At 69.3% G+C, this 24,679-nt stretch carries 33 protein-coding genes; 26 read left to right on the forward strand and 7 right to left on the reverse strand.

Annotation, left to right across the window (positions count from 1 at the left end; translation table 11 throughout):
- The first annotated feature begins 1 nt into the window (after position 1).
- The 17 genes from AMR74_RS02710 (at position 2) to AMR74_RS02790 (ending at position 9,510) form a co-directional block, all read left to right on the forward strand.
- Positions 2-460, forward strand: a complete 459-nt coding sequence (locus AMR74_RS02710; protein ID WP_053770520.1) for a ribonuclease P protein component 1 — start codon at positions 2-4, stop codon at positions 458-460.
- Positions 451-795, forward strand: a complete 345-nt coding sequence (locus AMR74_RS02715; RefSeq protein ID WP_053770521.1) for a 30S ribosomal protein S17 — start codon at positions 451-453, stop codon at positions 793-795. The genes AMR74_RS02710 and AMR74_RS02715 overlap by 10 nt, the downstream gene beginning before the upstream one ends.
- Positions 795-1,193, forward strand: coding sequence for a 50S ribosomal protein L14 (locus tag AMR74_RS02720; RefSeq protein WP_004597429.1), 399 nt, complete (start codon positions 795-797; stop codon positions 1,191-1,193). Before AMR74_RS02715 ends, AMR74_RS02720 begins: the two co-directional genes overlap by 1 nt.
- Positions 1,194-1,195: 2 nt before the next feature.
- Entirely contained in the window at positions 1,196-1,552 is a 357-nt protein-coding gene (rplX, locus tag AMR74_RS02725; RefSeq protein ID WP_053770522.1) for a 50S ribosomal protein L24, read from the forward strand.
- Positions 1,549-2,268 carry a 30S ribosomal protein S4e gene (locus tag AMR74_RS02730; RefSeq protein ID WP_053770523.1) on the forward strand — a complete coding sequence of 240 codons (720 nt, stop codon included), beginning with the start codon at positions 1,549-1,551 and terminating at the stop codon, positions 2,266-2,268. The genes rplX and AMR74_RS02730 overlap by 4 nt, the downstream gene beginning before the upstream one ends.
- Complete coding sequence (locus AMR74_RS02735) at positions 2,261-2,785, forward strand: 50S ribosomal protein L5 (RefSeq protein ID WP_053770524.1); 525 nt, start codon at positions 2,261-2,263, stop codon at positions 2,783-2,785. The genes AMR74_RS02730 and AMR74_RS02735 overlap by 8 nt, the downstream gene beginning before the upstream one ends.
- A complete protein-coding gene (locus tag AMR74_RS02740; protein WP_004597423.1) occupies positions 2,782-2,955 on the forward strand; it encodes a 30S ribosomal protein S14 in 174 nt (57 codons plus the stop codon). Before AMR74_RS02735 ends, AMR74_RS02740 begins: the two co-directional genes overlap by 4 nt.
- 2 nt (positions 2,956-2,957) lie before the next feature.
- Complete coding sequence (locus AMR74_RS02745) at positions 2,958-3,350, forward strand: 30S ribosomal protein S8 (RefSeq protein WP_004597419.1); 393 nt, start codon at positions 2,958-2,960, stop codon at positions 3,348-3,350.
- A gap of 2 nt (positions 3,351-3,352) precedes the next feature.
- Positions 3,353-3,886, forward strand: coding sequence for a 50S ribosomal protein L6 (locus tag AMR74_RS02750; protein WP_053770525.1), 534 nt, complete (start codon positions 3,353-3,355; stop codon positions 3,884-3,886).
- Between the two features lie 3 nt (positions 3,887-3,889).
- Positions 3,890-4,600: a 50S ribosomal protein L32e gene (locus AMR74_RS02755; RefSeq protein WP_053770526.1), complete on the forward strand. Its 711-nt coding sequence runs from the start codon at positions 3,890-3,892 to the stop codon at positions 4,598-4,600.
- Entirely contained in the window at positions 4,593-5,054 is a 462-nt protein-coding gene (locus tag AMR74_RS02760; RefSeq protein ID WP_053770527.1) for a 50S ribosomal protein L19e, read from the forward strand. The genes AMR74_RS02755 and AMR74_RS02760 overlap by 8 nt, the downstream gene beginning before the upstream one ends.
- Positions 5,054-5,611 carry a 50S ribosomal protein L18 gene (locus tag AMR74_RS02765; protein ID WP_053770528.1) on the forward strand — a complete coding sequence of 186 codons (558 nt, stop codon included), beginning with the start codon at positions 5,054-5,056 and terminating at the stop codon, positions 5,609-5,611. Before AMR74_RS02760 ends, AMR74_RS02765 begins: the two co-directional genes overlap by 1 nt.
- Entirely contained in the window at positions 5,604-6,251 is a 648-nt protein-coding gene (locus tag AMR74_RS02770; RefSeq protein ID WP_006114456.1) for a 30S ribosomal protein S5, read from the forward strand. Before AMR74_RS02765 ends, AMR74_RS02770 begins: the two co-directional genes overlap by 8 nt.
- Entirely contained in the window at positions 6,251-6,715 is a 465-nt protein-coding gene (locus tag AMR74_RS02775; protein ID WP_053770529.1) for a 50S ribosomal protein L30, read from the forward strand. The genes AMR74_RS02770 and AMR74_RS02775 overlap by 1 nt, the downstream gene beginning before the upstream one ends.
- The gene (locus AMR74_RS02780; protein WP_053770530.1) at positions 6,712-7,209 is read left to right on the forward strand and encodes an uL15m family ribosomal protein; all 498 of its coding nucleotides are present in this window, start codon (positions 6,712-6,714) and stop codon (positions 7,207-7,209) included. The genes AMR74_RS02775 and AMR74_RS02780 overlap by 4 nt, the downstream gene beginning before the upstream one ends.
- A gap of 1 nt (position 7,210) precedes the next feature.
- Positions 7,211-8,692 (forward strand): preprotein translocase subunit SecY, encoded by a 1,482-nt coding sequence (gene secY / locus AMR74_RS02785; protein ID WP_053770531.1) that lies wholly within the window; start codon positions 7,211-7,213, stop codon positions 8,690-8,692.
- Between the two features lie 110 nt (positions 8,693-8,802).
- A complete protein-coding gene (locus tag AMR74_RS02790; RefSeq protein ID WP_053770532.1) occupies positions 8,803-9,510 on the forward strand; it encodes a universal stress protein in 708 nt (235 codons plus the stop codon).
- Between the two features lie 105 nt (positions 9,511-9,615).
- On the opposite strand, the gene AMR74_RS02795 is transcribed toward AMR74_RS02790, so the two are convergent.
- Positions 9,616-10,539 (reverse strand): DUF445 family protein, encoded by a 924-nt coding sequence (locus tag AMR74_RS02795; RefSeq protein ID WP_053770533.1) that lies wholly within the window; start codon positions 10,537-10,539, stop codon positions 9,616-9,618.
- A gap of 191 nt (positions 10,540-10,730) precedes the next feature.
- Here AMR74_RS02795 and AMR74_RS02800 point away from each other — a divergent pair, with 191 nt between their 5' ends.
- The 3 genes from AMR74_RS02800 to AMR74_RS02810 all read left to right on the forward strand — a co-directional run bounded on the left by AMR74_RS02800 (position 10,731) and on the right by AMR74_RS02810 (position 14,273).
- Positions 10,731-11,861 (forward strand): tRNA (guanine(26)-N(2))-dimethyltransferase, encoded by a 1,131-nt coding sequence (locus AMR74_RS02800; protein ID WP_053770534.1) that lies wholly within the window; start codon positions 10,731-10,733, stop codon positions 11,859-11,861.
- 78 nt (positions 11,862-11,939) lie between these two features.
- On the forward strand, positions 11,940-13,253 hold the full coding sequence (locus AMR74_RS02805) for a YihY/virulence factor BrkB family protein (RefSeq protein WP_053770535.1): 1,314 nt from the start codon (positions 11,940-11,942) through the stop codon (positions 13,251-13,253).
- Positions 13,254-13,298: 45 nt separating this feature from the next.
- Positions 13,299-14,273: a phosphatase PAP2 family protein gene (locus AMR74_RS02810; protein WP_053770536.1), complete on the forward strand. Its 975-nt coding sequence runs from the start codon at positions 13,299-13,301 to the stop codon at positions 14,271-14,273.
- Between the two features lie 138 nt (positions 14,274-14,411).
- On the opposite strand, the gene glnA is transcribed toward AMR74_RS02810, so the two are convergent.
- Positions 14,412-15,782, reverse strand: coding sequence for a type I glutamate--ammonia ligase (gene glnA, locus AMR74_RS02815; protein WP_053770537.1), 1,371 nt, complete (start codon positions 15,780-15,782; stop codon positions 14,412-14,414).
- A 126-nt stretch (positions 15,783-15,908) separates the two neighbouring features.
- Between glnA and lrp the strand changes: the two genes are divergently transcribed.
- Complete coding sequence (gene lrp / locus AMR74_RS02820) at positions 15,909-16,367, forward strand: HTH-type transcriptional regulator Lrp (protein ID WP_004597351.1); 459 nt, start codon at positions 15,909-15,911, stop codon at positions 16,365-16,367.
- Between the two features lie 28 nt (positions 16,368-16,395).
- Here lrp and AMR74_RS02825 read toward each other — a convergent pair whose 3' ends face one another.
- Both AMR74_RS02825 and gap read right to left on the reverse strand, forming a co-directional pair.
- Positions 16,396-17,616 (reverse strand): phosphoglycerate kinase, encoded by a 1,221-nt coding sequence (locus AMR74_RS02825; RefSeq protein WP_053770538.1) that lies wholly within the window; start codon positions 17,614-17,616, stop codon positions 16,396-16,398.
- 93 nt (positions 17,617-17,709) lie between these two features.
- Entirely contained in the window at positions 17,710-18,762 is a 1,053-nt protein-coding gene (gap, locus tag AMR74_RS02830) for a type I glyceraldehyde-3-phosphate dehydrogenase (RefSeq protein WP_053770539.1), read from the reverse strand.
- 217 nt (positions 18,763-18,979) lie between these two features.
- Here gap and AMR74_RS02835 point away from each other — a divergent pair, with 217 nt between their 5' ends.
- Positions 18,980-19,360, forward strand: coding sequence for an Hsp20/alpha crystallin family protein (locus tag AMR74_RS02835; RefSeq protein ID WP_053770540.1), 381 nt, complete (start codon positions 18,980-18,982; stop codon positions 19,358-19,360).
- A gap of 37 nt (positions 19,361-19,397) precedes the next feature.
- On the opposite strand, the gene AMR74_RS02840 is transcribed toward AMR74_RS02835, so the two are convergent.
- Complete coding sequence (locus tag AMR74_RS02840) at positions 19,398-20,297, reverse strand: ATP-grasp domain-containing protein (protein WP_053770541.1); 900 nt, start codon at positions 20,295-20,297, stop codon at positions 19,398-19,400.
- Between the two features lie 383 nt (positions 20,298-20,680).
- Entirely contained in the window at positions 20,681-20,971 is a 291-nt protein-coding gene (gene eif1A / locus AMR74_RS02845; protein WP_004597376.1) for a translation initiation factor eIF-1A, read from the reverse strand.
- A gap of 98 nt (positions 20,972-21,069) precedes the next feature.
- Here eif1A and AMR74_RS02850 point away from each other — a divergent pair, with 98 nt between their 5' ends.
- Both AMR74_RS02850 and AMR74_RS02855 read left to right on the forward strand, forming a co-directional pair.
- Positions 21,070-21,249: a DUF7470 family protein gene (locus tag AMR74_RS02850; protein ID WP_053770542.1), complete on the forward strand. Its 180-nt coding sequence runs from the start codon at positions 21,070-21,072 to the stop codon at positions 21,247-21,249.
- 75 nt (positions 21,250-21,324) lie between these two features.
- Positions 21,325-21,570, forward strand: a complete 246-nt coding sequence (locus AMR74_RS02855) for a hypothetical protein (RefSeq protein WP_053770543.1) — start codon at positions 21,325-21,327, stop codon at positions 21,568-21,570.
- Positions 21,571-21,610: 40 nt separating this feature from the next.
- Here AMR74_RS02855 and AMR74_RS02860 read toward each other — a convergent pair whose 3' ends face one another.
- Positions 21,611-23,287: a cryptochrome/photolyase family protein gene (locus tag AMR74_RS02860; RefSeq protein WP_053770544.1), complete on the reverse strand. Its 1,677-nt coding sequence runs from the start codon at positions 23,285-23,287 to the stop codon at positions 21,611-21,613.
- Positions 23,288-23,411: 124 nt separating this feature from the next.
- Here AMR74_RS02860 and AMR74_RS02865 point away from each other — a divergent pair, with 124 nt between their 5' ends.
- Entirely contained in the window at positions 23,412-23,606 is a 195-nt protein-coding gene (locus AMR74_RS02865) for a hypothetical protein (RefSeq protein WP_053770545.1), read from the forward strand.
- Between the two features lie 89 nt (positions 23,607-23,695).
- Positions 23,696-24,673, forward strand: a complete 978-nt coding sequence (locus tag AMR74_RS02870) for an aldo/keto reductase (protein ID WP_053770546.1) — start codon at positions 23,696-23,698, stop codon at positions 24,671-24,673.
- Positions 24,674-24,679: the final 6 nt, after the last annotated feature.

Genomic DNA, 24,679 nt, shown 5'->3' on the forward strand with positions numbered 1-24,679 from the left:
GATGATCTCCCCCGACACGCTCGTTCGACACGAGCTCGTCGGCCTCCCGGTTCGGGTGGTCGACGCCGACAGCGACGCCCACGTGGGCATCGCGGGTCGCGTGCTCGACGAGACGTTCGGCACCCTCGTGGTCCGGACGGGGTCGGGGGACAAGCGCGTGCCCAAGTCGGGCGCGACGTTCGAGTTCGGCGTCGTCGAGACGCCGACCGCTCGCACAGATGAAGCCGCCGGCGACGGAGGGTCGCCGGGGTCCGCGTCCCAACTCGGGTCGGATACTACGGGGGTCCGCCCCCGTCAGTCTGGCCCGTCCGGGTCCGAAAGCGCCGTCGACGGTGACGGCGCGGGCCCGGCGAGCCGACGAGGCGAGTGCAAAGACGCGGTCTACGCGACGGTGGATGGCGATCGGTTGCGACATCGGCCCGCCGAACGCACCGAACGAGGTGCCACACAATGGCGATAGGAATCGACGTACCCACGCCTCCGGAGCCAGACAACCCGGAGGATTACGACTACGAGAAGTGCCCGTTCTACGGGCAGCTCTCCGTCCGCGGCCAGACCCGCGAGGGAACGGTCGTGTCGACGGATATGGAAAAGACCGTCATCGTCGAGCGAGAGTACGACGTGTTCGTACCGAAATACGACCGGTACATGAAGCGTCGCTCGCGCATCCCGGCCCACGTGCCGGGCGTGCTCGACTCGCTCGAAGTCGGTGACGAAGTGAAAATCGCGGAGACGCGACCGCTCTCGAAGACGAAGTCCCACGTCGTCGTCGAGATCCTGTCGGGTGATCAGTGATGGAGGCGCTCAAGGCCGACGTCACGCAGGGGCTCTCGAAGGGCTCGCTGATTACGTGCGCCGACAACACCGGCGCCCGTGAGCTGAAGGTGATCTCCGTGTCGGGCTACTCCGGCACGAAGAACCGCCACCCGAAGGCGGGGATCGGCGACAAGGTGACCGTCTCGGTCACCAAAGGGACGCCGGAGATGCGGCGGCAGGTGCTGGAGGCGGTCGTCGTCCGCCAGCGCAAGCCGATCCGCCGTCCGGACGGCACGCGCGTGAAGTTCGAGGACAACGCGGCCGTCATCATCGACGACCTCGAGGAGCCGCGGGGCACGGAGATCAAAGGCCCCGTCGCCCGCGAGGTCGCCGAACGATTCGGGAGCATCGCCTCGACCGCGACGATGATCGTCTAACTATGACGAACCAGCCACGCAAACAACGAAAACGGTCGGAGACCGCGCCGCTCCACGAGCGGCAGAACCAGGTCCGGGCCACCCTCACCGAGGATCTCCGCGACGAGTACGGACAGCGGAACGTCCGCGTCAACGCCGGCGACACCGTCGAGGTGCTTCGCGGCGACGCGGCCGGCACGGAGGCGGAGGTCGTCTCCGTCGACCTGTCCGCCGAGCGGATCACGGTCGAGGACGTCACCGTCGAGAAGGCGGACGGGGAGGAGGTTCCCCGCCCCATCCCGGCGAGCAACGTCCGGGTGACCGAACTGGACCTCGAAGACGAGCGCCGCGAGGCGCGGCTCCAGGAGGACAACGAATGACGCGACACCAGAAGCGACTGTCAGTACCGAACTCCTGGCCGGTCGAGCGCAAGACGAACACGTTCACGGTGAAGGCGGGCGCGGGCCCGCACGGCGAGGCGGGCGTTCCCCTCGTCGTCCTGCTGCGGGACGTGCTCGGCTACGTCGACTCGACGAAGGAGGCGCGCTACGCGCTGAACAACGACTCGATCCTCGTCAACGGGGACGCCATCTCGGACGAGCAGCGTCCGATCGGGATGTTCGACATCCTGGCGTTCCCCGAGCGCGGGGAGTACTTCCGCGTCTTCCCCGACGAGGGCGGTCGGCTCGCGCTGACCCCCGTCGACGAGGAGGCCGCGGGCAGCCGGCTCGGGAAGATCACGAACAAGACCGTCGTCCCCGGCGGGGTCGTCCAGCTGACGCTCCACGACGGGACGAACGTCCGCGTGGACGACGACGCGGACTACGAGACGAACGACTCGATCGTCGTCGACAACGAGACGAAGGAGATCGTCGCCCACTTCGAGTACGAGGAGGGCGCCCTCGTCACCGCCGTCGCCGGCCAGCACGCCGGTCAGATCGGCGAGATCGACGACATCGACGTGACGCTCGGCTCCGGCGACAACACCGTCACCGTCGCCAGCGACGGCGGCGGCTACGAGACGATCGAGGAGTACGTCGTCGTGATCGACGAGAACTTCACGGACGACGACGAGGCGGGTGATTCGGATGAGTGAAGCCGATAGCGCCGACCACGAGATGCGCGAGCCGTACCTCGAGAAGGTCGTCGTCCACATGGGCGTCGGACAGGGCGGAGAGCCCCTCGCCGACGCCGAGCAGATCATCGAGGAGATCACGGGCCAGCAGTCGGTCCGGACCACCTCGAAGCGCACCATCGCCGAGTTCGGGATCCGCAAGGGCGACCCGATCGGCGTGAAGGTGACGCTGCGGGGCGAGGACGCGCACGCGTTCCTCGAGACCGCGCTGGACCTGGTCGACGTCGGCCGGAGCCAGTTCGACGACACGGGTAACCTCAGCTTCGGGGTCGAGGACCACACCGACTTCCCGAGCCAGGAGTACGATCCCAACACCGGGATCTACGGCCTCGACGTGACGACAACGATCGTCCGTCCCGGCTACCGCGTCTCGAAACGCGACAAGGCGACGGGGACCATCCCCGCCCGCCACCGGATGACAGCCGAGGACGCGGCCGCGTTCCTCGAAACGAACTTCGACGTCGAGGTAAGCGAATGAGCGAAGCGAACAACGACACGGGCGAGCACGCCGCGAAGCGCACCGACTCCCGGCACACGTGCCGGCGGTGCGACCGCGAGCAGGGACTCGTCGGCAAGTACGACATCAACCTCTGCCGCCAGTGCTTCCGCGAGGTCGCCCGAGACATGGGATTCGAGAAGTACAGCTGATCATGACGGGAAACGATCCATTCACCAACGCGCTCGCCGGCATGGACAACGCCGAGAGCGTTGGCCACCTGTCGTACACGGTAGAGCCCGCTTCGAACATCATCGGCTCCGTCCTCGAGGTCCTCTACGACCGCGGGTACGTCGACGGCTTCGAGTACGTCGACGACGGGAAGGCCGGGAAGTTCGAGGTCGAACTGAAAGGCGCGATCAACGAGTGTGGCGCCGTCAAGCCCCGCTACTCGGCGGGCGCTGACGAGTTCGAGAAGTGGGAGAAGCGATACCTCCCCGCCCGTGACTACGGGACGCTCATCGTCACGACGAGCCACGGCGTCATGAGCCACTACGAGGCCCGCGAAGCGGGCATCGGCGGCCAAGTGATCGCATACGTCTACTAACAATGAACAGAGTCGAAATCGAGATTCCGGACGACGTCTCCGCCGAGACCGACCACCTCGAACTCACCGTCGAGGGGCCCAACGGAAGCGTCACGCGACGCCTCTGGTACCCCGACGTCGACGTGTCCGTCGAGGACGGCGCGGTGGTCATCGCGACCGAGAACGAGGACGCCAAGACCAACGCCACGGTCGGCACCTTCGAGAGCCACGTCGCCAACATGATCCACGGCGTCACCGAGGGCTGGGAGTACGCGATGGAAGTGTACTACGCCCACTTCCCGATGCAGGTGAACGTGGAGGGCGACGAGGTCGTCATCGAGAACTTCCTCGGAGAGAGCGCCGCGCGGCGCACCCCGATCCGCGGAGACACGGACGTACAGGTCGACGGCGAGACGGTCACGCTGACGGGCTCCGACAAGGAGGCCGTCGGGCAGACCGCCGCCGACATCGAACAGCTGACGAAGGTGACCGACAAGGACACGCGCGTCTTCCAGGACGGCGTGTACATCGTCGAGAAGCCCACCGGAGGTGCCTAACCAATGGCAGACGAACTGGAAGACATCAGCGGCGTCGGTCCCTCGAAGGCGGACGCGCTTCGCGAGGCCGGCTACGAGACGGTCGAGGACGTGAAGGCCGCCTCCCAGTCGGAGCTCTCCGAGGTCGACGGCGTCGGCAACGCGCTCGCCGCGCGTATCAAGGCCGACGTCGGCGGACTGGAGGTCGACGAGGAGGCGGACGCGGAGATCGAAGACGAGACCGACGAGGAGGAGGCGGCCGACGAGGCCGAGGAGTCCGAGGCGGTCGAGACGGAGCTTCGCCCCCGCGGCCACGCCGACAAGACGCCGGAACTGGACGACGAGACCGCTCGCGCGCTCGCGCAGAAGCACCGCGAGGGGAAACCGCAGTTCAACCGGCAGGACTACCACAAGAAAAAGCGGATCCCGACGTCGTGGCGCAAGCCGCGCGGCGGGCTCTCCAAGCAGCGCCGCCGCATGAAGTCGAAGGGGCCGGTCGTCGAGGCCGGCTTCCGCTCGCCCAAGGCGTCGCGCGACCTGCACCCGAGCGGCTTCGAGGAGGTCCGCGTTCACAACACGGACGACCTCGAGGGCGTCGACGGCGACACGCAGGCGGTGCGGATCGCCTCGAAGGTCGGCGGTCGCAAGCGCGAACTGATCGAGGACGAGGCGGAGGAGCGCGGCATCCGCGTGCTGAACCCGACCTACGTCGAAGTGGAGGTCAACGATGAGTGATCTGAAGGCGCAGAAACGGCTCGCAGCGGACGAGCTCGACGTCGGCAAGGGCCGCGTCTGGCTCGACCCCGACGCACAGGAGGAGATCGCGGACGCGATCACCCGCGAGGACGTCCGCGAGCTCATCGACCAGGGAACGATCCGCGCGAAGGACGCGAAGACGAACTCGCGCGGTCGCGCCCGCGAGCGCGCCGACAAGCGCTCGTACGGACACCAGTCCGGCGCCGGCTCCCGCAAGGGGCGCTCCGGCGCGCGGCAGAACACGAAAGACGACTGGAAGGCGCGCATCCGCGCACAGCGGGCCCGCCTGAAGGAGCTTCGCGACGAGGAAGACGTGCTCGACGCCTCCGAGTACCGCACGCTCTACAACAAGGCAAGCGGGGGAGACTTCGAGGACGTCGCCCGTCTCGAGGCGTTCATCGAGACGCAGTACGGTTACGAGGTGACGGACTAATGGCGACAGGACCACGATACAAGGTGCCGATGCGGCGCCGCCGCGAGGTGCGGACGGATTACCATCAGAGGTTGCGCCTGCTGAAATCGGGCAAGCCTCGCCTGGTCGCCCGGGTGAGCAACGCTCACGTCAGGGCGCAGCTGGTGACCCCCGGACCCGACGGCGACGAGACCCACGCGGCCGCCTCCAGCGAGGAGCTCGGCGAGTACGGCTGGGACGCCCCCACGGGCAACCTCCCCAGCGCGTACCTCACCGGCTTCCTCGCGGGCGCCCGCGCCGTCGACGCCGGCCTCGACGAGGCCGTCCTCGACATCGGGCTCAACACGGCGACGCCCGGCAACAAGACGTTCGCGGTACAGGAAGGAGCGATCGACGCGGGCCTCGATATCCCGCACAACGACGACGTGCTGGCCGACTGGTCGCGCACGCGCGGCGAACACATCGCCGACTACGCAGAGCAGCTCGACGAGCCGCTGTACAGCGGCGAGTTCGACGCCAGCGAGCTACCCGAGCACTTCGACGACGTGCTCGCGACAATCCAGGAGGACCATGAGTAGACACAACGACGGCTGGGAACCGCGGACGCGACTCGGCCGCAAGGTACAGGACGGCGACATCACGTCGATGGAACAGGCGCTCGAGTCCGGCCTCCCGCTGAAGGAGGCGGAGATCGTCGACCAGCTCCTCCCGGGGCTCGAAGACGAGGTGCTGGACATCAACATGGTCCAGCGCATGACCGACTCCGGCCGCCGCGTGAAGTTCCGCTGCGTCGTCGCCGTGGGCAACCGCGACGGCTACCTCGGCTACGCGCAGGCCCGCGACGACCAGGTCGGCGGCGCGATCCAGAAGGCGATCGACGTCGCGAAGCTGAACATCATCTCGGTCGACCGCGGCTCCGGGTCCTGGGAGGACCAGCCCGGCGGCACCAACTCCCTGACCCGCACGGCGAAGGGGAAGGCCGGCTCCGTCACCGTCGAGATCAAGCCCGCCCCGCAGGGGCTAGGCCTCGCGGCCGCGGAGACGGTCCGCAACATCTTAGAGCTCGCCGGCGTCGAGGACGCCTGGACGAACTCCGACGGCAACACGCGCACGACGGTGAACCTCGCGAAGGCGACGTTCAACGCCTTGGAGAACGCGGCGCAGTCCCGCACTCCGCAGCACGCGCGCGAGGTCCACTACGACGAGGTGAGCGAGTGATGCAGGCGATCGTTCAGCTCCGCGGCGACGTCAACCTGGACTACGACGTCGAGGACACGCTCGACATGCTGAACGTCGGGCGCGTCAACCACGCGACGTTCGTCCCCGAGACGGACTCGTACCGCGGCATGATCACGAAGGTCAACGACGTCGTCGCGTTCGGGGAACCGAGCGCCGAGGCCGTCGCGCGGACCGTCGCGCGGCGCGGCGAGCCCCTTGAGGGCTCGGCCGACGTCGACGACGAGTGGATCGGATCGAACACCGACTACGCCGACCTCGAGGCGCTGGCCGAAGCGCTCGTCGACGAGGAGACGACCCTGCGCGAGCAGGGCCTCTCGCCGACGCTCCGGCTCCACGCGCCCCGCGGCGGTCACGAGGGCATCAAACACCCCGTGATCGAGGGCGGCGAGCTCGGGAAACACACCACCGAGGAGATCGACAGTCTCCTGGAGGCGATGCGATGACGAGCAAGAAACGACGACAGCGCGGCTCTCGCACGCACGGCGGCGGCACGCACAAGAATCGGCGCGGCGCCGGTCACCGCGGCGGCCGCGGCGCGGCCGGTCGCGCGAAACACGAGTACCACAACTACGGCCCGCTCGGCAAGCACGGGTTCAAGCGGCCCGAGGACGCCCAGACGGAGGTCCTCGAAGTGAAGGTCCAGAAGCTCGACGAGGACGCGGCGCTGTACGCCGCGGACGGCCTCGCCGAGGAGGACGGCGACGCGTACGTCTTCGACGCGCGCGACGTCGTCGAGGACGGCCACGAGGCGGACGTCGTGAAGGTGCTCGGCGGCGGGCAGGTCCGGCGCGAGCTCCGCGTCACGGCCGACGCGTTCACGGCCGGTGCGGTCGAGCTCATCGAGGAGGTCGGCGGCGAGGCGACGCTCTCGGAGCGCGCCGAAGAGCCCGCTGACGAACCGGAAAACACTTCCGACGACGAGAACGACGAGGCGTAACATGAGCTGGAAGGAGGCCGCCGAACCGGTGCTCTCGCGGATGCCCGTCGTGGAGCGGCCCGCGGGGCACGTCCCGTTCAAGCGGAAGCTCACGTGGACGGCCGGAATCCTGATCGTCTACTTCTTCCTGACCAACATCAACCCGTTCGGGTTGGCGGTCGGGCAGGGGTCGGACTTCTTCGGGCAGTTCCGGTCGGTGCTGGCCGGATCGTCCGGGTCGCTGTTGCAGGTCGGTATCGGACCGATCGTCACGGCGTCCATCGTCCTCCAGCTGCTGGGCGGTGCGAACCTCCTCGGGCTCGACACGGAGAACGACCCGCGTGACCAGGTCCTCTATCAGGGCCTCCAGAAGCTGCTCGTGATCATCGTCTCGGCGCTGACGGCGGCGCCGATGGTGTTCACCGGGAGCTTCCTCCCGGCCGACGACGCGGTCGCGAGCGCGCTTGGCATCGGCACGTTCGGCGTGCAGCTGCTGATCTTCGCGCAGATCTTCGTCGGCGGCATCCTCATCCTGTTCATGGACGAGATCGTGAGCAAGTGGGGCGTCGGCTCCGGCGTCGGGCTGTTCATCATCGCGTCGGTGAGCCAGCAGATCGTCGGCGGCTTCTTCAGCTTCTCGGCGCTCGGTGCGTCCGGCTTCTTCGCGAGCTGGTACGGCGTCATCTTCGGCAACGTGCCGGTGTCGATGTCGCCGTTCACCGCCGAGGGGCTCCAGAACCTCCTCTTCGACCCCGGGAACATTCTGGCACTCTTCACCACGGTGTTCATCTTCGGGATCGTCGTGTACGCGGAGTCCGTCCGCGTCGAGATCCCGCTGTCGCACGCCCGCGTGAAGGGCGCTCGCGGACGCTTCCCGGTGAAGCTCATCTACGCGTCCGTCCTGCCGATGATCCTCGTTCGCGCGCTGCAGGCGAACATCCAGTTCCTCGGCCAGATCCTCTCCTCGCAGTGGGCGGGGATGCCGGCGTTCCTCGGCGAGTACAGCGACGCCGGACAGCCCATCTCCGGGCTGTTCTACTACCTGAACCCCATCCAGAGCCGCGGACAGTGGATGTGGTTCCTCGGCGAGATCCCGGCCTCCGTGGAGCCGTGGATGATCGCGGTCCGGCTCGCCGTCGACCTGACGTTCATGATCGTCGGCGGCGCCATCTTCGCGATCTTCTGGGTCGAGACCACCGGTATGGGGCCGGAGGCGACCGCGAAGCAGATCCAGAACTCCGGGATGCAGATCCCCGGGTTCCGTCGGAACCCGCAGGTCGTCGAGAAGGTCATGGAGCGGTACATCCCGCAGGTGACGGTCATCGGCGGCGCCCTCGTCGGGCTGCTCGCCGTGATGGCGAACCTGCTCGGCACCATCGGTCAGGTCTCCGGAACCGGGCTGCTGCTGGCGGTCTCTATCACGTACAAGCTGTACGAGGAGATCGCGGAAGAGCAGCTGATGGAGATGCACCCGATGATGCGCCAGATGTTCGGAAACGAGTAGCGCTCCGCGACACATCCTTTTCGCGTCGAGTACCGCCCCTCCCAGCCGCCGGTTCGTCCGTTCGACCCGGGATCTCCGCGTTTATTGTCCCCGCCGACCAATCGTGCCGCATGGCAGACACGATCCTCGTGCCGCTCGAACTCCCGGACCCCGAGCCGCTGTCGCCGCTGCTGATCGAGGACCTCTCGTCGCTTGACGTCGTGGTGCTCGGGCACTACGCCCTCCCGGAGCAGACGCCGGCCAGCTCCGCCCGCGAGCAGTTCGGCGAGGCGGCGCGGGCGACGCTCGACGAGGTCGCCGACGCCTTCGCCAACGCGGGGGCGTCAGTCCGGACGCGGCTGGTGTTCGGGAAGGACCGGGCCGCCGCGATCCAGCAGGTCGCGACCGACGAGGGGTGCGCCGCCGAACTCGACCCCGCGCCGACCGACGGCGTGCGGCGTATCCTCGTGCCGCTCCCGGACGTGGCGGAGTTCGAACGGCTCCCGCGGTTCATCCGCGTGTTGAGCGAGGACTCGACCCAGCGGATCACGCTGTTCCACGTCGTCGAGGGCGAGCAGCCCCGCGAGCGCGGCGAGGAGATCGTCTCCGAGACGCGCGACCGCCTGATCGAAGACGGGTTCGACGCCGCGGCGCTCGACACGCTGGTCGTCGAGGGGGACGAGCACGACGAGGAGATCCTCCGCGTGGCGGCCGACTACGACGCGGTCGTGATGTACGAACCCGAGTCCACCCTCGGCGATCACGTCTTCGGGACGCTCGCCGACCGCATCGCGAACGAGACCGACGACCCGGTGATCGTCGTCGACCGCGACTACTGACGCCCGCCGACGCCGTCGCGTCAGTCGCTCTGATACGCGGCCGACGGGGAACCGGGTCGCGCTACGCCACCGACACGGAAGTCGGACGTCGCCGCCCGAGAGGAGCTACGACTCGCCGCGCCGCTCGGATTCCTCGTCGTCGTTCTCTTCGACCGTTTCGCCGACGGTCTTCTCGACGGTCTCCTCCACCGTCTCTTCGACCGTTTCCTCGACGGTCTCCTCTACCGTCTCTTCGACCTTTTCGCCGACCGTTTCCTCGACGGTCTCCTCTACCGTCTCTTCGACCTTTTCGCCGACCGTTTCCTCGACGGTCTCCTCTACCGTCTCTTCGACCTTTTCGCCGACCGTTTCCTCGACGGTCTCCTCTACCGTCTCTTCGACCTTTTCGCCGACCGTTTCCTCGACGGTCTTCTCCACCGTCTCGCCGACTTTCTCCTCGACAGCCTCGCCGACCTTCTCCTCGACGGTCTTCTCAACCGTCTCGCCGACGGTCTCCTCGACTTTGCCCGTGACCTCCTCGCTGACGGTGTCGCTCACGTCGTCGGCGACCTCGCTGACCTCCTTGTTGACGGTCTCGCCGACGGTCTTCTCGACGGTTTCCCCGACGCTCTTCTCGACCTCCTTGCTCACCGTCTCCTCGACCTTCTCGCCGACGGTCTCCTCGACGGTCTTCTCGACTTCCTTGCTCACCGTTTCGCCGACGGTCTTCTCGACCTCCTTGTTGACCGTTTCGCCGACGGTCTTCTCGACGGACTCACCGACGGTCTTCTCGACCTCCTTGTCGACGGTCTCGCCGACGCTCTCCTCGACCTTCTTGCCGACTTGGTCCGCCACCTCGCGGGTCATCCAGTCTGGGTCGAACCGCGCCATCTTCCAGACCACGTGGATCACGTAGGAGGCGAACACCCCGATCCCGAACGCGATCGCGACGTTGTTCATCTGCGTCGTCGCGATCAACACGATCGACACGACGATCAGGGCGCCGTACGCGATGTCGGTCATCGCGTCCACTCGCGCCGGACTTACCATCCTCGCCCCTCCGTTCCGTCGTCGATTGCGGCGGGCCGTCCCCGTGCGGCGTCTCCGTTCATACGTTTACCTTCCGCGCCGACGGCGTAAAAGCCACTCATTGTCTCCGTCCCCGGGCGCCGTTCGGCGCTTCGGCGGCCCGCCGGTCCCGGAGCGGGGTCCTTTTAGCCCGGGCTGGCCGAATCGACGGTATGGACATCGAAGAGGGCGGACTCACTGTCTCCGTCCCGGAGGCCCGCGACGGCGCCAGCGAGGGCACCGGCGGCGGCGTCTTCTTCAACCCGACCCAGGAGCTGAACCGCGACGTGACGGTCGCGACGCTGCGCGCCTACCGCGACCGCGAGCCGCGCGCGGCCTCGTACCTCGACGCGATGGCCGCCTCGGGGATCCGAGGCGTCCGCGCGGCCGCCGAGGGGTACCGGGTCACCTGCGCCGATGTCGACGAGGAGGCGGTCGAACTCGCCGCCGCGAACCTCGACGCCAACGACCTCGACGGCGAGGCGGTCCACCGCGACGTCAACGCCCTGCTGTACGACGAGGGCCCGTTCGACGTCGTCGACCTCGACCCGTACGGCACGCCGATCCCCTTCGCGGACGCGGCGTTCGCGAACGGGCGCAACTTGGTCTGCGTCACCGCCACCGACACCGCGCCGCTGTGCGGCGCCCACCTCCAGAGCGGCATCCGCAAGTACGGCGCGGTCCCGCGGAACACCGACTACCACCCGGAGATGGGGCTCCGGACGCTGATCTCGGCGCTCGTCCGGACCGCCGCGCGCTACGACAAGGCGGCGACGCCGGTCCTCTCGCACGTCTCCCGCCACTACGCGCGGACCTACCTCGAACTGGAGTCGGGCGCCCGCGCGGCGGACGACTGCCTCGATGGCGTCGGGTACGTCGACCACTGCGAGGACTGCCTCTGGCGCGCGGCGACGCCGGGGCACGTCGCCGACCCGGTCGACGCCTGTCCGGAGTGCGGGGGCGACCGCGTCCTCACGGCCGGCCCGATCTGGCTCGGGCCGGTCGCCGACCCCGACTTCGCGCGCGCCGTCCGCCGCGAGGTGACCGACGACATGGGCGAGGCGAAACGCGCGCGTAAGCTCCTGGGCACCGTCGCGCGCGAGCTCGACACCCCCACCCACTACGACCAGCACCGGCTGTACAAGCAGTGGGGCGAGCCCGCCATCGGGATGGACGAGTTCGTCGAGCGCCTGCGCGGGGCCGGCCACGAGGCGAGCCGCGCGCACTACCGCGGCACGGCGGTCAAGAGCACGGCCTCGATCCCCGAGATGCGCGAGGCGGTCCTCGGCGAGGACGCGGACTGACGACGCCGGCCTCGGCGGGGACCCCGTCGCGCGGCCGGCACCCGCTGGTTTTTGTCGCCCTCGGTCGAACTGCCGGGCGTGTCCCGACACTCGCGCAGCGCGTTCGGCACGGTCCGGCGCGTCGCCGACCTCGCGGTCGACCGCCAGGTGACGTTCCTCGCCGCGGCCATCGCCTACTACGCGTTCGTCTCGCTCGTCCCCGCGCTCCTGCTGCTCGTCGTCGTCGCCACCGCGGTCTTCGGCGAGACCATCGCCGCGCAGCTGGTCGCGGCGACCGGTGACTTCCTCACGCCGGCCGGGGAGGAGGCGGTCGTCCTCGCGGTCTCCTCGGCCGGCGGCCGGACCGGCGCGAGCCTGCTCGGCGTCGGCGTGCTGCTCTGGTCGACGCTGAAGGTGTTCCGCGGGCTCGACACGGCGTTCGTCTCGCTGTACGGCGGCGACCAGACGCCCGGGTTCCTCAAGCAGGTCGCCGACGCCGCCTCGGTCGTCGTCGGCGTCGGCCTCGGCCTCGGCGCGATGGTCGCCGTCGGCGCGTTCGTCGCGGCCGCTGACGCGCTCCCGCTGGTCGAGGTCGCGAGCGTCCTCGCGTTGCCCGTCCTCCTCGCGGTCGTGTTCCTCCCGATGTACTACCTCCTCCCGCAGCCGGCGGTCGGCGTCCGCGAGGCGCTGCCGGGCGCGGCGTTCGCGGCCGTCGGTTGGACGCTGCTTCAGGCCGGGTTCCAGGTGTACGCCGCGGGCGCCGCGCAGTACCAGGCGTACGGCGTCATCGGCGGGATCCTCCTCCTCGTCACCTGGCTGTACCTCGCGGCGGTCGTCGTCGTCCTCGGCGGCGTGGTCAACGTCGTGCTCGCCGAGCGGGGGGGCGCCGGCGACGGCCGCCCGTACGAGCGCGAGGTCGGGCCCGCCGGCCTCCCGAACGACGCCGCGGACCGGCAGTTACAACAGGACCGCGACCGACCCACGGGTATGAACGGCGAGTCGGACCCCGACGGGGACGACGGCGAACGGCCGCGCGGCGCGCCGGACGTTGCCGCCCTCGAAGCGGAGGTCCGCGAGCTGCGGTCGCAGCTCGACGAGTTCGAGGACGACGTGGAACGCCGCACGGTCGACAAACCGGAGGTCGAGTCGGAGCTGAAGCGGTACGTCCGCTCGCGGATGCGGCGCGGTCACGCCCGCGGTTGGGGACCGTACCTCGTGCTGCTGTACGGGACGGTGCTGACGCTCGCGGCGCTGACATCGCTACAGGGGATCTACGCGGTCGGCGCCATCGTCGTCCTCGGGCTGTCGACGCTCGGGCTGTACACGATATTCGTCGTCGTCGGCATCGGCCTCAACCTGATCGAGACGCCCGGCAAGGCGCTCGACTACGCCCGCCGCCGCGGGGATGACTGACGCGGCGACCGCCGCGCCGTCGACGCCTCCCGGAGTGACCGACCCGTGACGGGGATCGTCGCCCCCGACCGCGGGCTCGGCGAGATCGCGGTCGTCGACGCCCTCCCCGAGTTCGTCGTCGTCCTCTTCGCGGCCGTCACCCACCTGGCGGACCCGTGGTTCCTCTTCGCGCTGCTCGCGGTCGGCTACTGGTTCGCGAGCGAGGGGGTCGCGGGGTCGCCGCGCCGCGCCGGCGCGACCGCCATCGCGGCCGTCACCTGCGCGTACGCCGCGACGGCGCTCGGCAAGGCGTGGTTCGCGGTCCCCCGGCCGCCCGGCGCGATGCCGCCCGCCGACGTGCCGACGTGGCTCCCCGCGCTGCTGACCGGGTGGTACGAGGCGCAGGTGCTCTCCGACGGGTTCGGATTCCCGAGCGGCCACGCCACCGGCGGCGCGGCCGCGTACCTCGCGTTGGCGCTGCTGTACGACCGGCTCTGGACGGACCGCGCCCGCTACTTCGCCGCCGGGGCGGTCGCGGTCGCCGTCGCGGCCTCGCGGGTGGTCATCGAGGTACACTTCCTCGTCGACGTGCTCGCCGGGCTCGCCGTCGGCGCGGGGACGGTCGCCGTCGCGCTGTGGCTGGCCGGCGACCCGCGGGTCCGCCGCTCGGCGAGCGCGGAGACGGCCGCCGGCCCCACCGCCGACCTGAACCCCGCGCCGGCGTTCCTCCTAGCGGCGGTCGTCTCGGCCGGCGCGCTGGCCGTCGCCGTCGCCGGCGGGTACACCGGCAAGGTCGTCGAGGCGGGGGTCGGGATCGCCACCGGCGCCGGCGGCGCGGTCGGCTGGCGGCTCGTCGAGGGCGACGAGCCCGCGGTCCCGGTCCGGGTCGCGGTCCCGGCGCTGGCGGTCACGGGCGGGCTCTGGGTCGGCGCCGACGCGCTCGCGGGGACCCTCCCCGTGACGCTGGTCGCGACCACCGCCGCCGTGGTCGCCGTCGTCGCGCTACCGGCGCTGCCCCGATACGCGGGGCGGACGGCCTGAGCGGTCGCGAACGTTCTCTCACGCGTCCCGACGGCCCGACCGGACGTACAGAGACCTGTCGGGGAGCGTGGCGGTGAACCGCAAAAAATCGAGGGCGAGTCGAACGAGTGCCGTGCGCCGAGCGGCCGCGCCGTCGCCTCAGAAGGTCTCCAGGTAGCGGTCCTCCTCCCACTGCGACACCTGTGTGAGGTACTCGCTGAACTCCTGGGACTTCGCCTCGGCGAACTTCTCGGAGGTGTGGGGCCCGAGCGCCTCCTGGAGCACCTCGTCGGCCTCTAACTCCTCGACGGCGGCGCCGAGGTTCGGCGGCAGCGTCTCGATGCCGTACTCCTGGCGCTTCTCGTCGTCGAACTCGTAGATGTCCTCGCGGACCGGGTCGCCGGGGTCGGCGCCGGTCTTGATCCCGTCGAGGCCGGCGGCGATGAGCGACGCCATCCCGAGGTAGGGGTTACAGGACGGGTCGGGGCTGCGGACCTCGAAGCGCGCGGAGACGCCCGCGGCGTCGGGGACGCGGACGAGCGCCGAGCGGTTCGTGTCGGACCAGGCGACGTAGATCGGCGCCTCGTAGCCGGGCACCAGCCGCTTGTAGGAGTTCACGGTCGGGTTCGTCACGGCCGTGAACGCGGGCGCGTGGTTCAGGATGCCGCCCATGAACTGGTACGCGGTCTCGCTCAGGTTGAACTCGTCGTCGTCGTCGGCGAACGCGTTGCCGTCCTCGTCGAACAGCGAGATGTGGCTGTGCATGCCCGAGCCGTTGATGTCGGCGATGGGCTTGGGCATGAACGTCGCGTGGAGGTCGTGCTGCTCGGCGACGGCGCGGACGACGGCGCGGAACGTCGCGATGTTGTCCGCGGTCGAGAGCGCGTCGTCGTACTTGAAGTTGATCTCGTGTTGGCCCTCGGCGACCTCGTGGTGCGAGGCCTCGATCTCGAAGCCCATCTCCTCTAGCGTGAAGATGATCTCCTTGCGCACGTCGGACGCGAGGTCCTTCGGGGCGAGGTCGAAGTAACCGCCGTTGTCGTGCGGGATCGTGGTCGCGTTGCCGTCCTCGTCCTTCTCGAACAGGAAGAACTCCGGCTCCGGACCGATCGAGACGGAGTAGCCCATCTCCTCGGCCTCGGCGAGGACGCTTTTCAGCACCTGCCGCGGACCGCCGGCGAACGGCTCCCCGTCGGTGTCGACGATGTCACAGATGAGCCGCGCGGCGCCGCTGTCGCCGTCGCCGTCGCTGCGCCACGGGAGCACCGCGAACGTGTCGGGGTCGGGGACGAGCCGCATGTCCGACTCCTGGATACGCACGAACCCCTCGATGGAGGAGCCGTCGAAGTAGATGCCTTCGGTGAACGCCTTCTCCGCCTGGTGGGCGGGCACGGAGACGTTCTTCACGACGCCGAGGATGTCGGTGAACTGTAGCCGCAGAAAGTCGACGTTCTTCTCTTCGATCTCGTCGAGTACAGCCTGTTCCTCGGCCGTGAGGCCGCCGTCCGGTTTCGCTTGTTCGTCCGTCATGTTCTGGACGTTTGATTCGTTATCTGCCAGTATAAAGGCCTTATCGCTTGGCGCATGAACCGCCGGACAGGCAAAACTGCTGGACGTTCGTAAAATTCTAAACCCCCGAAAGCGTGGTTGGGTGTGATGACGTACGAAAACCTCGACGCGAAGCTCATCAACTCGCTGCTCAGCAACGGCCGCGCGAGCCTCCGGAGCCTGGGCGACGAGCTCGACGTGTCCGTGACGACCGTCTCGAACCACCTCCGCGACCTCGAAGAGGAAGGCGTGATCCGCGGGTACACGCCCGTCGTCGACTACGACAAGCTCGGCTACGACGTGACCGCGGTGCTCCAGCTCAAAGTCGAGGGGAGCGCGCTGCCGGACGTCACCGAGAAGCTGCGCCAGGAGAAGCAGATGGTGAGCGTCTACGAGGTCACCGGCGACTACGACGTGATCGCCATCGGGAAGTTCACCGACACGGACGGCATGAACGACCAGATCAAGTCGATCCTCACGGACGCGGACATCCGCGAGTCGAACACGAGCGTCGTCCTCAACGCGGTCACGGAAAACGAGCAGTTCGACCTGGACGTCGAGGAGTAATTCGCCCCGTCTCCGGACCGATTCCCGCCTACCGGTCCGCCGCCGCCTCCAGGACCTCCACCGCCGGGAGCGGCTCGCCCGTCAGCGCGCGGATGTACGCGCCGCCCGCGATGGAGACGTGCGAGAAGTCGTCCTCGCTCAGGCCGTACATCTCGATGGCCCGCGAGGTGTCGCCGCCGCCGACGACCGAGAAGCAGTCAGTCTCGGCGATGGCCTCGAGGACGCCGACGGTGCCGTCGGCGAACCGCTCGTCCTCGAAGACGCCGAGCGCGCCCTTCACGAAGACGGCGTCGGACTCGCGGATCGCCGGCTCGTAGTCGGCGACCGTCGCGGCGCCCACGTCGAGGAACGCCTCCCGCTTCTCCTCGATGTCGTCGACGGCGACCTCGGCGCGGTCGCCGTCGGCCCCCTCGTACGCGAGGTCGCTCGCCAGCCGAACCGCGTCGCCGCGCTCGTCGAGGACCGACTCGATCAGCTCGCGGTTCCCCTCCCACTGCTCGTCGAACAGGTCCATCTCTCCCACGTCGCGCCCGACGGGGTGCCCCGCGGCGCGTAAGAAGAGCTCGCCGGCGACGCCGCCGAGGAGGAAGCGGTCGACGCGGTCGTCCAAGGCGTCCATCACGCCGATCACGTCCGTCGCCTTCGTCCCCCCGACGACCATCGTGACCGGGCCGTCGAACTCACGGGTCGCGATGGCGGTGTTAGCCTCGTACTCGGTCTCCATCACGCGGCCCGCGTACGCGGGGAGGGCGAGCGGGAAGCCGACCAGCGAGGCGTGTTTCCGATGCGCCGCCGAGTAGGCGTCGTTGACGTACGCGTCGAAGCGCGGAGCAAGGGTCTCAACGAACTCCGTCTCGGCCTTCTCCTCGGGCGACGCCTCCGGGAGCTCGTCGTCGCACATCCGGGTGTTCTCCAGTAAGAGGACCTCGCCCGGGCCGAGCGCGTCGATGGCGTCCAGCGCCGCCTCGCCGTACGTGTCGGCCACGAACGCCACGTCGCGGCCGACGTGGTCGGCGAGGATGTCGGCGTGACCGGCGAGCGACGTGAAGTCGTCGCGGCCGGGCCGCCCCTGGTGGGCCATGAGGACGACGCGGTGGCCGGCGTCGGCCAGCTCGCGGACGGTCTCGGCGTGGCGCTCGAACCGGCGGTTGTCCTGCGGGTCGCCGTCCTCGATGGGGGAGTTGAGGTCCAGTCGGACGAGGACGCGACTGTCTGCCGGGAGGTCGTCGATGGTGTCGAAGGCTGGCATGGGTGAACGGTCGTCGATGAGTCACTTAAGCGGTGGCGCTCCTGGGCTGCGGTGCCGTCGGGAAGCGGTTCGGGGTCGGACGGGAGGCCGCGCTTACGCCTCGTCGCGCACGTACGCGGCCATGTCGAGCATCCGGTTCGAGAAGCCGTACTCGTTGTCGTACCAGGTGAGGATCTTCAGCAGCTTCCCGCCGGCGACGACGTTCGTCGACTGGAGGTCGACGTAGCTGGAGAAGGGGAGGCCGACGATGTCGGAGGAGACGACCTCCTCGTCGGTGTAGCCGAGGACGCCCGCGAGCGGGCCGGAGTCCGCGGCGTCGCGGAAGGCGGCGTTGACCTCCTCCTCGGTGACCGTCTCGTCGAGGCTGACGACGAACTCGGTGATCGAGCCGGTCGGGACCGGGACGCGCATCGCCATCCCGTCGATCTTCCCCTCGAGCTGCGGGAGGACCTTCTGGGCGGCGCCCGCGGCGCCCGTCGACGTTGGGACGATGTTCTCCGCGGCGGCGCGCCCGCGGCGCCGCTTGCTCATCGGGCCGTCGATGAGGCTCTGGGAGCCGGTGTAGGCGTGGACGGTGGTGAGGGTGCCGGCGTCGATGCCGAACTCCGCGTCGAGCACCTTCGCGACCGGCGTGATGGAGTTCGTGGTACAGGAGGCGTTCGAGATCACGTCGTCGCCGTCGTACTCGTCGTGGTTGACGCCGTAGACGAGCTGTTTGACCAGCTTCTCGCCCTTCGGGGGCGCCGAGATGATCACGGTGTCCGCGCCGCCGTCGAGGTGCGCGCTCGCGTCGTCGCGGGTACGGAAGACCCCCGTACACTCTAAGGCGACATCGACGTCGAGCTCGTCCCAGGGGAGGTCCGCGGGGTCCTGGACGTTGAACAGCGGGACCGACGTGCCGCCGACGGTCAGCTCGTCGCCGTCGCGCTCGACGCCGTCGAGCCGGCCCATGACGGTGTCGTACTTCGCGAGGTACCCCATGTCGTCGAAGTCCATCACGTCGTTGATCCCGACGAGCTCGATCCGCGGGTGTTCCACCACCGCGCGGAACACGTTGCGCCCGATGCGACCGAAGCCGTTGAGCCCCACCCGCACGACCTCGTCGTCGCTCACGTCGTCACCGGCAGACAGATACGATTTACTCATGTTCGAAAAAGCCGAGACGCAACTACTTAAATCCGGCCCAGTCGCGCCGAGACCGTCATAATCGTTAGAATTTGTTACGCCCGGTATCGCCTATCGCCGGCGCGGTCGACCGAGCGCCGTCGCCCGACGTCGGCCGTCGACCCCCGGCGCGAGGCGGATAGGGGCCGATACGGCGACCGACAGAAGGCTTATCGGGGTCACCGACTTCACGGAAGGTATGGACAGAGACGACCGCGACGATCCGTTCGGAGACTTCTTCGAGGAGATCGAGCGGATGATGAACGAGATGGCCAACGCGGACGCTCCGTCGGCCGACGACGCCGGGTTCGGCTCCGACACCCACGTCGACGCGTACACCACCGAGGAGTCGGTGCGTCTCGTCGCCGACCTCCCAGCCGTCTCGAAGGACGACCTCTCGCTGCGCTGCGACGGCGAGGCGCTCACCATCTCCGCGGTCTCCGACCGGCGCGAGTACGACGAGACGGTCGAGCTCCCCGCCCCCGTCGACGAGCACTCCGCGGACGCGACGTTCAACAACGGCGTCCTCGAGGTCTCGTTCGACCGCGACGACGACAGCGCGTCGATCGACCTGGCCTGAGTCGGTCGGGCCCCCGATCGCCCGGCGCCCCCGCTCTTCACCCGTCATCGGCGGTCCGTCGGATCAGCGCCGCGAACCGGTCGTAGAAGCCGTCCTCGTACTTCGTCGCGGCGTCGACGGTCGGCCGCGCGTTCGTCTCGTTGACCACGAGCCGGTCGCCCGTCGCGAGCAGGTCGACGCCGAGGTAGTCGATCCCGAGCGCCGCGGCCGCGCGCTCGGCGAGGTCGCGCGCCTCGGGGTCGAGGTCGACGCCGCGGGCGGTCGCGCCGCGGTGAACGTTGTGCTTCCACCGGCCGGCCGCGAGCGCGTCGTCGTCGAGGACGCGCTCGACCGCCCCGGCGTACGCGCCGTCGACGACCATCGCGCGGTAGTCGCGCGCGTCGGGGAGGTACTCTTGGATCAGGAACGACTTGTCGCCGGTGGCGCGGTAGTCGTGGATCAGGTTCAGGTAGTCGACGACGCCGAGCAGGGAGTCGAGGTCGGTCGCGGTCGCGACGCCGACGCCCCGGGTCGCGGAGTTCGGCTTCACGACGACGGGATAGGAGAACTCCGCGGCGGCGTCGACGACGGCCGACTCGTCGACGGGGTTCGACACGAGCGTCGTCTTCGGCGTGGGCAGCCCCGCGGCCGACAGCGCGGCCAGCACGCCCGCCTTGTTCCGCGAGGTCACCACCGCGTCCCGGCCGTTCACCCACGGGACGCCGAGGCGCTCGTCGACGACCGCGCCCTCCATCAGGCGGGTGGGGTAGACGAGTCCCACGTCGAACCCCTCGAACTCGTCGGGGTCGGCCGGGACTCCCTCGCCGGCCTCGCCCTCCGAGACCCGCAGCGTCCGCTCTTTCGCCTGAACGTGGCCCACGTCGATGCCGCGGTCCGCGAGCGGCCCGCGCACGCGCTCGAACGTCTCCGCGTCGGTGGTCATCGCGAGCCTGAGCATACGCTCGCTGGGGTCCGTTCGGACTTAAGCGCGGTGCGAGCGCGACGACGGCGACAACATTTCGCGGTGGCGCGTGCCTCCGAGCGCCCCTCGGGCGCGAGGAGCACGCGCGAGGGAGTCGCGACCGGAGGGAGCGACGAGGCTGGGGAGGCGTGAGGTGCGGTGCTGTGCGGGGCGGGACTCGAAGGGGCAGCCGGGAGGCGGCCGTAGGCGACGTAAGCACCACAGGGAGCGAACGAAGTGAGCGACCGAGGAGCGCAGCGAGCGTACGGCCGCCTCCCGGCTGGGGCTTCGGCGTTGTTCGCCGCCGATCCGCGGCCAGTTATTTATTTATAAATGGTCCGACACCCGAAGGATTCAATCGCCAACTCACCCTCGACGACTCACTGTAAGTGGCCTTCCTCGCGGAGCTGTTCCGCCTCGCTCTTCTCGTAGCGCCACGAGATGTCGGCCTTCTCGTCCTGCCAGTCCCACGGCTCGACGAGGACGATGTCGTCTTCGCGGATCCACACGCGCTTCTGCATGCGACCGGGGATGCGGGCGGTTCGCTGTTTCCCGTCCGCGCAGCGCACCTTGACCCGGTTCGCGCCGAGCATCTCGACGACCTCCGCGAACACCTCGTCGTCGTCGGGCATCCGGAGGTCGTTCCGACCGCCGCCGTCTCCGTTGCTCATGCGTACGCGGTGATACGCGCTCGTCGAAATAAAAGGGCCGCTCTCCGCCGGAGCGCGCATCCGCCCCTTTTAAGCACGACCGACGACCACCCGACGATATGCGTGACACGCTCGGACTCGAAGGCATCGCCGGCCTCGTCGTCGTCGTCGCCGCCGTCGGGATCATCGCCGTCCGCGACCCGGTCATCGCCGGCGCCGTGATGGTGCTGCTCGCCGGCCTCGCGCTGATCGCGAAGGGGCTCGTCGACACCGCCATGCGGTCGTTCGGACTGAAGTGACGCCGCCGCGGTCGCCCCGAGCCCGGAATCCCGGCGTCTCGAAAGAGTCATAATCACCGACCGTTCCCCTCCGGTATGGTCGAAGTACCCGCCGTCGCGGTCGAACTCGTCGAACTCCTCGCCGTCACCGTCGGCGCCGGCGCGGCCGCCGCGGTCGGCGTCGTGCTCGAACGGTTCGGGCTCTCCGCTGTCTCGGGCGGCGACCTCGTGCTCGGCGCGTGGGCCGTCGGCATGGGACTGATCGCGCTGTACGTCGGACTCGTCGGCCTCGGCTACGAGCAGGCGCTCCCGCGGCTGCGCCGGCTCGCGAGCGGCGAGTAGGACCTACTTCTCCCCTCGGTCCCGCACGCTCCCCGAACGCTCACAGCTCTCCGTCGGCCGCCAGCTCGCGCACCCGGGCCGCGCGCTCGCGGATCGACTCCCACTCGGCGTCGTCCTTGCCGTCGACGTGCGAGTACATCAGCCCCATCCGCCCGGTGCCGCGCAGCGCATCCTCGTTCTCCTTCAGGAAGTCCCAGTAGAGCGCGTTGAACGGGCAGGCGCCCTCGCCGGTGGTCCGCGAGACGGCGTACGGGCAGTCCGCGCAGTGGTCGCTCATGCGGTTGACGTAGCTCCCGGAGGAGGCGTACGGCTTCGAGGAGAGCACGTCCGTGCCGAACGACCCCATCGCGACGACGTTCGGCGTCGTCACCCAGTGGTACGCGTCGACGAACCCGAGGTGGAACCACTCGTTCAGTTCGGCCGGGTCGGCGCCGTACACCAGCGCGAAGTTCGACAGCACCATCAGGCGCTCGATGTGGTGGGCGTAGCCGTACTCGCGGACGTGGCCGACCGCCTCGGAGAGACACCGCATGTCGGTGTCGCCGTCCCAGTAGGCGGGCGGGAGGTCCCGGTCCTGTCCCAACTGATTCGCGTCGGCCAGTTCCGGCATCGCCTCGCGGTAGACGTGACGCACGAACTCTCGCCAGCCGATCACCTGCCTGACGAACCCCTCCGCGGCGTTGAGCGGGACGGGCGCCGGCTCCGTTGACTCCGCCGACTCCGCGCCGTCGCCGAAGTCGTCGAGCGACGCCGTCGCCCCGCCCGACGCGCCGTGCTCCGCCGGGTCGTACCCGCCCGGGTCGACGCCGCGCTCCGCGTAGGCGCGCTCGACCGCCCGGACCGGTTCGCGCGGGTCGAGCAGGCCGAGGTTGATCGCCGGCGAGAGCAGCGAGTGCGAGCAGAACGGCTCGCCGCCGACCATCGCGTCCTGATACCGACCGAACGCGGGGAGCCCGTCGCTGACGAAGCGGTCGAGCGCCTCGCGCGCCCCGTCGCGGGTCACCGGCCACGCGAACTCGTCGAGCGAGTCGTTGCCCCACGTGTCGAACCGCTCGCACACCCACGCGTGGGTCTCGCGGGTCAGCTCGTCCGGCTCGAACGCCGGTCGCGCCGGCGGCTCCCAGCCGTCGGGCGGCGTCTCCTGGTTCAGGTCGTCGTAGTTCCACTCCCCGCCGACCGGGTCGCCGTCGTCCATCAACACCCCCGTCTCGCGGCGGACGTGCCGGTACCAGTTCTCCTGCCGGAAGGTGCGCTCGGCGGCGCCGTCGTCGCCGACGAGCGGTCCGTCGCCGTCGCCCGCCCACTCGCGCCAGTCGGCCGGCGTCGTCCAGAACAGCTCGTTGTCGACGAGGTCGAGGGTCCCGCCGCGCTCGGCGACCAGCCCGCGGAGCCGCTCGCCGGCGCCGTGGCTCGCGGGGCGCATGAGCCGCAGGCGCGGGCCGTCTCCTCCGTTCGCGTCCCGCTCCGCGAAGAACTCGTCGAGCCCCTCGCCGAACGACTCGGTCCGCACGTAGGTCACGTCGTGGCCGCGCTCGCGGAGCTCGTCGCGGAAGTGCCGCATCGCCGAGAACACGAGCGTCAGCTTGTGGGCGTGGTACGGCTTCCGGTCGGCGAAGCCGTGTGCCTCGATCAGCAGCACGTCGTCGGCGGCGTCGAGGACGTCGAGGTCGGGGTTGAGCTGGTCGCCGAGCAGCCAGCAGGTCGTCCGGTCGCTCACGGTACCCGATCCACGGGCGCCACCGACATAGCTCCGGCGGCGCCGCGGATTTCCCCGATCGCCGAGCGTCCCGCACCGTCGCGGCATCCGCGGCTTTTTGTCGCCCCCGCGTGTCGGGCGGTTCATGGACGAGATCCTCACGAACTGGCTGCTCGGTCTGATCGCCGCCCTCCTCGCCGTCCTGGTACTCGACTCGACCGGCCAGTCGTTCCTCGACCCTCTCTCGCCGATCGCGAACGTGCTCGCGCTCGTGACGTTCCTCGCCTTCGTCATCCTCACCGGCGCGTTCCTCGTGTACACCGCGTCGTTCCGTAACTGACGCGCCGACGCCCGCCGGCGATCCGATCGGTTCCCGGCCCCCTCCGCCGCCGCGCGTAGCTTTTTGCCGCGCCTCGCACTGATCGAGGCATGGAATACACGACGCTCGGGAACACGGGGACGACCGTCTCGAAGATCTGTCTCGGCTGTATGAGCTTCGGCGACCCCGACTGGCGCGAGTGGGTCCTCGACGAGGAAGACGGGAAAGAGCTGGTCGAACGCGCGATCGAGCTCGGCGTGAACTTCTTCGACACCGCCAACATGTACTCGAACGGCGCGAGCGAGCGCGTCCTCGGCGAGGCGCTCGACGGCCACGACCGCGACGAGTTCGTCGTGGCGACGAAGGGGTACTTCCAGATGGACGAGTCGAACCCGAACTCGGGCGGGCTCTCGCGGAAGGCGATCGAACAGGAGCTGTCGAACTCCCTCGACCGGCTCGACACCGACACGATCGACCTCTATCAGATCCATCGCTGGGACGACGACACCCCGATCGAGGATACGCTGGCCGCGCTCGACGACGCGGTGCGGCGCGGCGACGTGCGGTACGTCGGGGCCTCCTCGATGTGGGCCCACCAGTTCGCGGAGTCGCTCCGCGTCAGCGAGCGCGAGGGGTACGAGCGGTTCGCCACGATGCAGAACCACTACAACCTCGCGTACCGGGAGGAGGAACGCGAGATGCTCCCGCTCTGCGAGAAGGAGAGCGTCGGCGTGATGCCGTGGAGCCCGCTCGCGCGCGGCTACCTGGCGCGCCCCCACGAGGAGGTGGACGCCACCCTCCGCGGCGAGACCGAAGAGCACCTCTACGCGCACCCGTACCGCGAGGGCGGCGGCCGCGAGGTCAACGAGCGCGTCGAGGAGCTCGCGGCCGAGAAGGGCGTGAAGATGGCGCAGATCGCCCTGGCGTGGCTGTTCCACAAGGAGTGGGTCGACACGCCCATCGTCGGAACGACCAGCGTCGAACACCTCGAAGACGCGGTCGAGGCGCTCGACGTCGACCTCTCCGACTCCGACCTCGACTGGCTCGAAGCGCCGTACGAGCCGGTCCGCGTCTCCGGCCACGAGTGAGGGGCC

The sequence above is a fragment of the Halorubrum tropicale genome (assembly GCF_001280455.1).
GTDB classification, from domain to species: domain Archaea; phylum Halobacteriota; class Halobacteria; order Halobacteriales; family Haloferacaceae; genus Halorubrum; species Halorubrum tropicale.

Coding starts and splice junctions, on each gene's coding strand:
- AMR74_RS02800 (WP_053770534.1), top strand. CDS start 10,731: ATGGACATCGAAGAGGGCGGACTCACTGTCTCCGTCCCGGAGGCCCGC.
- AMR74_RS02720 (WP_004597429.1), top strand. CDS start 795: ATGGAGGCGCTCAAGGCCGACGTCACGCAGGGGCTCTCGAAGGGCTCG.
- AMR74_RS02775 (WP_053770529.1), top strand. CDS start 6,251: ATGCAGGCGATCGTTCAGCTCCGCGGCGACGTCAACCTGGACTACGAC.
- rplX (WP_053770522.1), top strand. CDS start 1,196: ATGACGAACCAGCCACGCAAACAACGAAAACGGTCGGAGACCGCGCCG.
- AMR74_RS02735 (WP_053770524.1), top strand. CDS start 2,261: ATGAGTGAAGCCGATAGCGCCGACCACGAGATGCGCGAGCCGTACCTC.
- AMR74_RS02780 (WP_053770530.1), top strand. CDS start 6,712: ATGACGAGCAAGAAACGACGACAGCGCGGCTCTCGCACGCACGGCGGC.
- secY (WP_053770531.1), top strand. CDS start 7,211: ATGAGCTGGAAGGAGGCCGCCGAACCGGTGCTCTCGCGGATGCCCGTC.
- lrp (WP_004597351.1), top strand. CDS start 15,909: ATGACGTACGAAAACCTCGACGCGAAGCTCATCAACTCGCTGCTCAGC.
- AMR74_RS02825 (WP_053770538.1), bottom strand. CDS start 17,616: ATGCCAGCCTTCGACACCATCGACGACCTCCCGGCAGACAGTCGCGTC.
- AMR74_RS02715 (WP_053770521.1), top strand. CDS start 451: ATGGCGATAGGAATCGACGTACCCACGCCTCCGGAGCCAGACAACCCG.
- AMR74_RS02865 (WP_053770545.1), top strand. CDS start 23,412: ATGGACGAGATCCTCACGAACTGGCTGCTCGGTCTGATCGCCGCCCTC.
- AMR74_RS02760 (WP_053770527.1), top strand. CDS start 4,593: ATGAGTGATCTGAAGGCGCAGAAACGGCTCGCAGCGGACGAGCTCGAC.
- AMR74_RS02740 (WP_004597423.1), top strand. CDS start 2,782: ATGAGCGAAGCGAACAACGACACGGGCGAGCACGCCGCGAAGCGCACC.
- eif1A (WP_004597376.1), bottom strand. CDS start 20,971: ATGAGCAACGGAGACGGCGGCGGTCGGAACGACCTCCGGATGCCCGAC.
- gap (WP_053770539.1), bottom strand. CDS start 18,762: ATGAGTAAATCGTATCTGTCTGCCGGTGACGACGTGAGCGACGACGAG.
- AMR74_RS02750 (WP_053770525.1), top strand. CDS start 3,353: ATGAACAGAGTCGAAATCGAGATTCCGGACGACGTCTCCGCCGAGACC.
- AMR74_RS02835 (WP_053770540.1), top strand. CDS start 18,980: ATGGACAGAGACGACCGCGACGATCCGTTCGGAGACTTCTTCGAGGAG.
- AMR74_RS02770 (WP_006114456.1), top strand. CDS start 5,604: ATGAGTAGACACAACGACGGCTGGGAACCGCGGACGCGACTCGGCCGC.
- glnA (WP_053770537.1), bottom strand. CDS start 15,782: ATGACGGACGAACAAGCGAAACCGGACGGCGGCCTCACGGCCGAGGAA.
- AMR74_RS02745 (WP_004597419.1), top strand. CDS start 2,958: ATGACGGGAAACGATCCATTCACCAACGCGCTCGCCGGCATGGACAAC.
- AMR74_RS02795 (WP_053770533.1), bottom strand. CDS start 10,539: ATGGTAAGTCCGGCGCGAGTGGACGCGATGACCGACATCGCGTACGGC.
- AMR74_RS02765 (WP_053770528.1), top strand. CDS start 5,054: ATGGCGACAGGACCACGATACAAGGTGCCGATGCGGCGCCGCCGCGAG.
- AMR74_RS02730 (WP_053770523.1), top strand. CDS start 1,549: ATGACGCGACACCAGAAGCGACTGTCAGTACCGAACTCCTGGCCGGTC.
- AMR74_RS02710 (WP_053770520.1), top strand. CDS start 2: ATGATCTCCCCCGACACGCTCGTTCGACACGAGCTCGTCGGCCTCCCG.
- AMR74_RS02850 (WP_053770542.1), top strand. CDS start 21,070: ATGCGTGACACGCTCGGACTCGAAGGCATCGCCGGCCTCGTCGTCGTC.
- AMR74_RS02755 (WP_053770526.1), top strand. CDS start 3,890: ATGGCAGACGAACTGGAAGACATCAGCGGCGTCGGTCCCTCGAAGGCG.
- AMR74_RS02790 (WP_053770532.1), top strand. CDS start 8,803: ATGGCAGACACGATCCTCGTGCCGCTCGAACTCCCGGACCCCGAGCCG.
- AMR74_RS02840 (WP_053770541.1), bottom strand. CDS start 20,297: ATGCTCAGGCTCGCGATGACCACCGACGCGGAGACGTTCGAGCGCGTG.
- AMR74_RS02855 (WP_053770543.1), top strand. CDS start 21,325: ATGGTCGAAGTACCCGCCGTCGCGGTCGAACTCGTCGAACTCCTCGCC.
- AMR74_RS02870 (WP_053770546.1), top strand. CDS start 23,696: ATGGAATACACGACGCTCGGGAACACGGGGACGACCGTCTCGAAGATC.